Below are 9,105 nucleotides of genomic sequence, written 5' to 3'. Positions count from 1 at the left end.
TCACGATTCCGACCATGATCCGCTCGCTCAACTCTGAACATGGAAGTGTTTCCCACTCATCGGGGATAACCCCCACTTCCGTCTGCTTGTACCCAGGCCTCACTTCCATACCGCCCCCATCTTCTTGAGATGCTCGTCCACCCGCACCGCAAGCGTCTCCACTTCTTCAACAAGCGCCGGCAGCGGCGTCGCATACCGCTCGGCCAACTCGCGGATACGGCCAGTGAGGGTCTGCGACACCCGATCTAGCTCGCCCTGCACGGTGCCTGACAAACGCGCCATCCACTTGTCATCGACGACCAGCATCTTGATCTCGCCCTCGGTGAGCGTGGCGTACTTCTCGTGGGCAAGTCGGTCGAGCGCGGCGTCCTGCTCCTTCACCGCGCGCTTGAGGGCCGACTCGATCTCGGCGAGTTCAAGCCAGCGCCGGAGCACTTCCGCCTCTTCCTTCGCTTCCTTGTCGCCGTTGATCTCCTTCAGCCGAGCATTCACCTCGGCCTTGGCGATCTTGTCGAGCGCGCCCAGGGCGCCCTCTTCGCCGCCGTGCTCTTCGTCCAATTCGGCGAGGGCAGTGGTGGTGGTTTCGAGCTCGGCCTGCTTCGCATCGAGCTCGGCCTGTTCCTTGGTGAAGCAACGCGCGACGATGAGCGGCTTCGGGATGAGATCACATGCCCAGCCCTTGTCCTTGCGCTTGCCCTTCTTGTCGGTCTCCACGATGCGAGCCGGCTTCGCCACCCAGCCGTCCAGAGCGATCAGGTAGGCGTCGTCCTGCATCGTCTCGGCCCAGTAGTCCATCAGGTGCTGGTAGACGTCGTAGGCATCGAGCATCGGCGCGGAGCGGAAGGCTTCCAACAGTTCCTCGGCGATGGTCTCGATCAGCGCCTTGGGGTGGCCGTCCTTGCTGAAGGCGGTAAGCCGTTTGGTGGCGGCCGCGCGCCAGTCGTCGAAGTGCTTCGTCGCCCTTTTCTGGAAGGCGGCGAACTCGGCGTGACCGAGAATTGCGGACTTCACTTCGGCAATGGGCAGCGTCAGGTAAACGTAGCCGGGGCGCTCCCTCATAGCCGACCCCTCTCCCAGCGGAAGAGACGTCACGACATGAGCATCGCTGCTTGCACCGTGGAACGTGCGTGGCGTCCCTTCCCTCACCCCCAGCCCCTCTCCCGGAGGGAGAGGGGAGCGTTGTTTGCCCGCCAGGCGGGCAGGTTCCTGGGTAGGGGAGAAAAGCGCCGCGCGCACGGCCGGGAGCACCTGCCAGTACGCGTCGAGCGCGTCCAGATCGCGCTCCGGAATGCCGCCGCGCAGGTGACCGTCGATGTCCTGCAGATCCTCCGGCGTGGTCGAGTCGATGTAGCGCGGCAGGTTGAGGTTGAAATCGTTCTTCGCATCAGCGATCTCGTCGAACGGCACCATGCGGGCGTAGCGCGGCACGTCAGCCTGCTTCTTGAAGGTGTCGACGACGCGGTGGATGTCCTGCTCGCGCAGCCGGTTCTTGTTGCCGTCCTTGATAAAGCCTTTGCTGGCATCGATCATGAACACGCCTTTGCGGGCGGCGGCGTTCTCCTTGTCGAGCACCACGATGCAGGCGGGGATGCCGGTGCCGTAGAACAGGTTGGCGGGCAGGCCGATGATGCCCTCGAGGATGCCGGAGCGTACGAGCTGCTGGCGGATCAGGCCTTCAGCGTTGCCGCGAAAGAGCACGCCGTGGGGCAGGATGCAGGCCGCTTTGCCGGTGCTCTTCATCGAGCGGACGATGTGCAGCAGGTAAGCGTAGTCGCCCTGCTTGGCCGGCGGCACGCCCCAGGCGAAGCGCTGGAAGGTGTCCAGCGACGGCGTGAGGCCGGTGCTCCAGGTCTTGTCGGAGAACGGCGGATTGGCGACGACGTAGTCGTAGGTGCGAAGCTGCTCGCCGTCCTTGAACTTCGGCGCCGCGAGTGTGTTGCCCGAGAGAATGTTGGCCGTGGGGAAGTCGTGCAGGATCATGTTCATGCGGGCGAGACCCGCCGTGGTCACGTCCTTCTCCTGGCCTTCGAGCGTGATGTGCTTGCCCGCCTGCGCCGCCACCTTGAGCAGCAGCGAGCCCGAGCCACACGTCGGGTCGTAGGCGGTGGTGGCCGCCCGGGTGTTCTGCGGCGCGATGCCGATCACCTGGGCGATCACGCGGCTGACTTCGGAGGGCGTGTAGAACTGCCCCTTGCTCTTGCCGCTCTCGGTGGCGAAGTGCCGCATCAGGTACTCGTAGGCGTCGCCGAGGATGTCGTCGTGCTCGGCGCGGTTCTGCGAGAAGTCGAGCTCGGGCTTCTGGAAGATGCCGATCAGATTGGACAGGCGATCCACCATTGCCTGTCCCTCGCCGAGCTTGTTTGGGTCGTTGAAGTCGGGGAAGTCGCTGCGGGCGAGCCGCGCGTTGGCGTCGATCAGCGGCTGGATGATCTGCGTGTTGATCTTGTCGCCGATGTCGGGCTTGCCCTTGAGGGCGATCATGTCGGTGAAGCTCGCGCCCGTCGGGATCGTGACGGGCGGAGCGAAGTCCGCGCTGTTGCCGTACTTGTCGCTGATGTACTTGATGAACAGCATGAACAGGACGTAGTCCTTGTACTGACTGGCGTCCATGCCGCCGCGCAGCTCGTCGCACGAGGCCCAGATGGAGGCGTAGAGGTCGGATTTCTTCAGTGCCACGACAGCTACCTGCTTTTCCGGTCAGCAGGGGTTGTCCCCTCCTCCAGCAGCAACGCTTGCTGCTCCTGGATCGTGATGCCGTTTCGCCCGCACCAGTCCCGGATCAACACCTCGACCATGTTGGCGATGGAGCGGTGCTCGCGCTCGGCGGCGGCGCGCAGAGCCTCCTTCAATGCCGGCTCGATACGGAAGGTCAACGTGCTGGTCTTGCCAGTGGCCATGGGCGCCTCGATGCAGCGGTTGTACTGCGGATAGGATGCAGTATACAGTATTGTTCGATGCATCCAATGGCGTCCCCATGAGAAAAAGGAAAAGAGCAGCCCCGACCCCAGGCGAAACCATTTTGATGGTTTCTGGATGAGCGCCTATCTGGAGAGCTTGGCCTACGGTGATTAGGCGCCATATTCGCCGCGTTCAATGCGGAGAATGACTTGCCCATGCGGCGCAGCACGGGCTACGCGTTGATGGATTGAATCTGGCCAGATCATCGAAATCGCGCCCCCGAGACCGAAGCACTACTATCTGTTTGAGAATGCGGACTACGGCTCAGGCGCGAGTAACCGCTTCGCGCAAAACCCTCTAGCGGTTAAAGTCCGAGGCTACGACTGGCCCCATGGAGGATGGTCTTGCAGCGCGCACTCAAGTGGTTCCTCGTCGGCATGGCGGCGCTTGTCGGCGTCGCCGGAACCGTCGTCGCCTTCGTCGCAGCGACGTTCGACCCCAACGATTACAAGGGCAGAATCGTCGAGGCCGTACAGCAGAAGACCGGGCGCACGCTGGTCCTCGAGGGCGATCTCGCGTTGTCGTTGTTCCCCTCGATCGGAGCGAAGCTCGGAAAGGCTTCGCTGTCGGAGCCGAAGAGCACCCGGCAGTTCGCAGCCGTCGATTCGGCGGTCGTATCGGTGAAGCTGCTGCCATTGCTCTCGAAGGAAGTGATCGTCGACGCGATCGCCTTGAAGGGCTTGCGCATGAACATCGAGCGCGATCGCTCGGGGCGCATGAACTTCGAAGATCTCACGGGCGCTGGCGCTGAAGGCGCCGAGTCGCCCGGGAAGGCGCAGGGAAAATCCGGCACGCCCAAATCCGGCACGCCCGAACCCGCTACGCCCGAACCCGGTACGTCTGTGCAAGTCGACATCGCCCGCATCACGATCTCGGGAGCGGACGTGACGTTCTCCGACCAGGCCGCGGGCACGCGTTATCGGCTCTCGAACCTCGACCTCGAGTCGGGACGCGTTGCCGCGGGTGTGGCCACGCCCATCGAGCTCAGCGCAAGCCTCACTTCGGACAAAGACAAGGCACGCATCGATACCCGCCTCGAGACGATGCTCACGTTCGACCTGGCGGGAAAACTCTACAAGCTCGACCAGCTCGATCTCTCCGCCAAGGGCGACTATGGCGATATCAGCGCCCTCGATGCGACCGTCAAGGGCAACATCGAAGCGCGCACGGATACGGGCGAATACGTCGCGAACGCGCTCGCGGTGGCCGCGTCGGGCAAGCGCCCGGACGGGAGCTTCGAGCTGAAGCTCGACGCACCCAAGCTCACGCTCACCCGCGACAAGGTCGAAGGCGGAAAGCTCACCGTCAACGCGAGCTCGAGCGATGCGAACGGCAAGGTCGTCGCCAAGCTCACAGTCGGCAGCGTCGCGGGTGCCTTCAGCGCCCTAAAAGCCGAACCGCTCGATGCCGACATCGAAGTGCAGGGTGCGGGGCGCGCGTACAAGGCGCAATTGCGCGGCGCACTCACCGCGAATCTCGACAAAAAGACGGCGGGCCTGAATTTTTCCGGGAAGGTCGATCAATCGAACGTGAAGGGCCAGGCTGCCATAACGCGTTTCTCCCCGCTGGCGCTCACCTTCGATCTGGATGCCGATCAGCTCGACGCCGATCGCCTTCTGGGCCACTCGCCTGCCGCCCCGCCCTCCTCCGGTCAGGCGCCTGCCAGTTCACCGTCCGCCGGCCCGGCGCCCGCCCGTCAGCCACCTGCTGCAAAACAGGCGAATGCGGGCGGTAATGCGGAAGACGAGACGATCGATCTCTCTGCCCTCGAGAAGGTGGATGCGTCGGGCACGATCCGGATCGGCAAGCTGACGCTCCGTAACATCAAAAGCGAGGAAGTGCGCGCCACGATCAAGGCGGCGCGCGGCCGGCTCGACGTTGCACCCCTTTCGGCGCGGCTCTATCAAGGCACACTTGCCGCATCCGTTTCCGTGCAAGCCGCGGAGAATCCCGTGTTCACCGTGCGCCCGACGCTGACCGGGGTCGCGATCGGTCCCCTGCTGCGCGACGCGGCGCAGATCGACACCCTCGAAGGCAAGGGCACGGTTCGCGCGGACCTCACGACTCGCGGCGCCACGGTGCAGGCGCTGAAGAAGGCGCTGAACGGTACTGCGTCGGTGAACCTCGCCGACGGTTCGATCAAGGGCATCGACATCGCCGGCACCATCCGCTCGGTGCGCTCGAAGATCGACCAGCTGAGAGGGCAGCCGGTGCAAAGCTCGAACAAGACCGAGAAGACCGATTTCACCGAGTTGAAGGCGAGCTTCAAGGTGACGAACGGCGTCGCGCACAACGACGACCTGTCGCTCAAGTCACCGTTGCTGCGCCTCGAAGGTGCGGGCGATATCGACATCGGCGAAGATCGCATGAACTACCTGCTGAAGGCGACGTTGGTGGCAACCAGCAAGGGCCAGGGCGGACGCGACGTCGATGAGCTGGCAGGCATCACCGTGCCCGTGCAGCTCACGGGTGCGCTCAGCTCGCCGCAGTGGTCGATCGACGTCGCCGGCATGGCCGCCGATCTCGCGAAGAAGAAGCTGCAGGACAAGATTCTCGAACGCATTCCCGGCGGCTCGGAGAAAGGCGGATCGGGGCGCGGGATCGAGGATGCGATCAAGGATCGTCTCGAAGGACTGTTCCGCCGCTGAACGCGCCAAAGATCCCGAACACCGGCTATTCACGCAGCCGAGCACCGGAATCGGTAGCGAAGCGCACACACTGGAGCGAAACACACCATGATCAGCCAGATCGGTACGATCGATGCAGCGCGACTCAAAGCCGCTCTGCACGACGGCGGCGAGATCGCGCTGCTGGACGCGCGCGACGAAGTCCCATTCGATGCCCGCCATCTGCTGATGGCAGCGTGCTTGCCGCTGAGCCGCCTGGAAATGCTGGTCGACGCCTGCGTGCCGCGCCGCTCCACGCGCGTGGTGTGGTGCGACGACGGCGAGGGTTTGGCGGAGCGCGCCGCGCGACGCATGGCGGCGTTCGGCTACACCGATGTGTCGGTGCTGGCAGGCGGCATTGCAACCTGGGAAGCGGCGGGGTATCGCATCTATAGCGGCGTGCACGTGCCGAGCAAGGCGTTCGCCGAAGTGGTCGAGCACCAGGCCGGCACGCCCTGGATCACGGCCGAGGAGCTGAAGGCGCTGATCGACGCCAAGGCCGACATCGCGCTCTTCGATAGCCGTAGCTACGAGGAATTCCACGGTAACAGCATTCCCACGGCGATCAGCGTCCCGGGTGCGGAGCTGGTCTACCGGTTCGCCGACCTCGTGCCCTCCCCGGCCACGACGGTGATCGTGAACTGCGGCGGGCGCACGCGCAGCATCATCGGCGCCCAGTCGCTCATCAATGCCGGCGTGCCCAACAAGGTGGTCTCCCTGAAAAACGGTACCCAGGCCTGGCATCTCGCCGGCTACGAGGTGCTGAAGGGCTCGACCGCCCGGCCGCCTTTGGTGTCGCCGCGCGCGCAGGCCGCGGCACGCGCGGCGGCGGATCGGATCGCGGAACACTTCGGCATTGCCCGCATCGATGCAGCGACCCTGGCGCGGTGGCAGGAAGACGCGGTCACCCGCACGCTCTACGTGTTCGACGTGCGCGATCCGGACGAGTACGTCGCGGGCCATGTTCCTGGCATGAAGAACGTCCCCGGCGGCCAGCTGGTGCAGGAAACCGACCGCCATGCAGCCACGTGGGGCGCCCGCGTCGTTCTCGTCGACGACGACGGCGTGCGCGCAGTGATGACGGCGCACTGGATGAAGCAAATGGGCTGGGACGCCGCCGCCATGACGGTCGACATGCGCAAGGTGGGCAAGGAGACCGGCCCCTGGACGCCGCGCGTCCTTGGGCTAGAAGCAGCGACACCGACCATCGACGCGGCCACGTTGCACGCGCGCATGCAGGCGGGTGGCGTCAGTGTTGTCGACGTGGACTGGAGCCGCGACTATCGCGACGGACATATCCCGGGTGCATGGTTCGGCCTGCGTTCGCGCCTCGCGCAGATGCTGCCGCAACTGCCGTCGGCGGGCACGGTGGTGTTCACGTCCAGCGACGGAACGCTCGCGCGCCTTGCAGCGGCCGACGCGAACGAGATCACGCCAGCGCTCGCGCTCGACGGCGGGACCGCGGCCTGGCGCGAGGCAGGATTCCCGCTCGAGCAAGGCGCGACCCGGATGGCGACAGCGCCGGACGACATTCGGCTGCGCGCACGCGACCAGGACGCCGGCGTGGAAGAGGCGATGCAAGCCTATCTGTCGTGGGAGATCGATCTCGCCGACCGGATGGCGCAGGACGACGACCAGCGCTTCAGAATCGTGGCGCGCTGACCCGCCGCGAATGCGCTCGCTGCAGGGAGAGACGATCCGTGAGCACCCCTACGCTGAAGGAAATGTTTCGCCGCCTGTGGCGCGCTGGAGGGCAGCAACATTCGGCGAAAACGGTCGAAGTGTTCGGCTGGCTGATCCTGCTGGAAGGCGCCATACTGCTGCTTATCCCCCGGCTCGCGGTCGACGCGCTCCATCTCCCGGCGCTTGTTCCTCAAGGCGAGAACTATCTTCGTCTCGCCGGCCTGCTGGTCGGCGGCCTGGGCATGCTTTATGTGGTGAGCGGACGACTCAATGCCCAGGGATTCGTTTTCGCCTCCCTGCTCGATCGTCCGCTCGTACCAGCGGTCATGCTGGCCCTCTGGTGGTTCGGAATATTGCCCGGTCCGCTCGCTGCCGCGTTCGCCCTGCAGGATTTCGCCAGCTTCGTCTGGACCTTGTCGGCATGGCGCGCCGAACAGCGCCGGCCCGACGCGGCATGAAAATATTCCTGAGCTATGCCTCGCAGGACCGCGCCCTCGCAGCCGCGATCAACCGGACGCTTTCGCACCAGGACCACGACGTCTTCTTCGACCGCGACGATCTGCCGCCCGGCGAGGAGTTCCACAATCGCATCCGCCAGGGTATCGAACAGTGCGATCTGTTCGTATTCCTCATCAGCGAGCATGCGCTCGACCCGGCCAGCTACACGCTGAGCGAGCTCGAGATCGCGCAAAAGGTCATCCAGCGGCCGCACGGGCGCCTGCTGCCCGTGCTGCTCGCTCCGATCGCGTTCGCCCGCTTGCCGGGGTTTCTCAAATCGGTGACCGTGCTGGAAACTTCCGGCGACGTGACCGCCGCGGTCGCCGATGCGGTGCATCGCATCGCGCAAGGCCGGCGCCGGCGCCATGGCTACCGGTTGGCGATCGGGATCGCAGCCATCGCGCTGGTCGCGGCCGGCATCTGGCTCGCGCTGCCCGATGGAACCTTGCCCGAGGAACGAACCGGCAAGGACGGCGCTGCGTCCGACCTCGTGCCCGCGGGCATGTTCGGCATGGGCGACGGCGAGTACGCCCCGCAGCGCGAGATCTTCGTCGATGCGTTCTACATCGACCGCTTCGAAGTCACAACGGGGCGCTATGCGAAGTTCCTGGCGGCAACCGGATCGGCGCGCCCGCCCGAGAAATGGGAAGCGATCGATCTCGCTGCGGCGGCCGAGCTGCCCGTGGTCGGCGTCGACTGGAACGACGCAGCGGCGTATTGCGCGTGGGCAGGGCGGCGGCTGCCGACCGAGGCCGAATGGGAGAAGGCCGCCCGAGGCGCCGATCGACGCATGTATCCGTGGGGCAACGAATCGCCGTCGCTGCTGCGCGCGAACTACGTCAACACCTCGTCCGAAGCGTACGACGGCGGCCTGCACAAGGTCGGCTCGCATCCCGCGGGTCGCAGCCCCTACGGCACGCACGACATGGCGGGCAACGCCAACGAATGGGTCGCGGACTGGTATGCCGAAGGTTTCCGTTCCGGCGACATGCGCAATCCCAAGGGACCCGAAAGCGGCAAGGCACGGGTGATCCGCGGCGGGGGCCGCTTCGAGAGCGCGGACCGCATCGCTTCGGCCCGGCGCTGGCACGGACCACCCGACCTGAGGTCCGACGACATCGGGTTCCGCTGCGCCGCCGATGGGCCCTGAATATTCCCCTCCGCTCACGCGGAGGGGTGACGCGAAGCGGCGGGGTGGTGTGGTTTCGATCGCTGGAGACCACCCCGTCCGCGACACTGTCGCGTCCCGCCCCTCCTCGACGAGGAGGGGAATGGTTACAGCTTCCCCGCCTCTCATGAG

General features: G+C 65.4%; 5 protein-coding genes. 3 read left to right on the top strand and 2 right to left on the bottom strand.

Annotated elements, in window-relative coordinates:
* Window positions 1–99: 99 nt before the first annotated feature.
* On the bottom strand, window positions 100–2,676 hold the full coding sequence (locus tag GEV05_29040) for an N-6 DNA methylase (GenBank protein MPZ47337.1): 2,577 nt from the start codon (window positions 2,674–2,676) through the stop codon (window positions 100–102).
* A gap of 5 nt (window positions 2,677–2,681) precedes the next feature.
* Window positions 2,682–2,897: a ribbon-helix-helix protein, CopG family gene (locus tag GEV05_29035; GenBank protein ID MPZ47336.1), complete on the bottom strand. Its 216-nt coding sequence runs from the start codon at window positions 2,895–2,897 to the stop codon at window positions 2,682–2,684.
* Between the two features lie 399 nt (window positions 2,898–3,296).
* Between GEV05_29035 and GEV05_29030 the strand changes: the two genes are divergently transcribed.
* The 3 genes from GEV05_29030 to GEV05_29020 all read left to right on the top strand — a co-directional run bounded on the left by GEV05_29030 (window position 3,297) and on the right by GEV05_29020 (window position 8,955).
* Window positions 3,297–5,606 (top strand): AsmA family protein, encoded by a 2,310-nt coding sequence (locus tag GEV05_29030; GenBank protein ID MPZ47335.1) that lies wholly within the window; start codon window positions 3,297–3,299, stop codon window positions 5,604–5,606.
* 87 nt (window positions 5,607–5,693) lie between these two features.
* Window positions 5,694–7,286, top strand: coding sequence for a thiosulfate sulfurtransferase (locus tag GEV05_29025; GenBank protein MPZ47334.1), 1,593 nt, complete (start codon window positions 5,694–5,696; stop codon window positions 7,284–7,286).
* A gap of 10 nt (window positions 7,287–7,296) precedes the next feature.
* Window positions 7,297–8,955, top strand: coding sequence for an SUMF1/EgtB/PvdO family nonheme iron enzyme (locus GEV05_29020; protein MPZ47333.1), 1,659 nt, complete (start codon window positions 7,297–7,299; stop codon window positions 8,953–8,955).
* Window positions 8,956–9,105: the final 150 nt, after the last annotated feature.

The sequence above is a fragment of the Betaproteobacteria bacterium genome (assembly GCA_009377585.1).
GTDB lineage: Bacteria > Pseudomonadota > Gammaproteobacteria > Burkholderiales > WYBJ01 > WYBJ01.
This window is presented reverse-complemented; position numbering and strand designations above follow the sequence as displayed.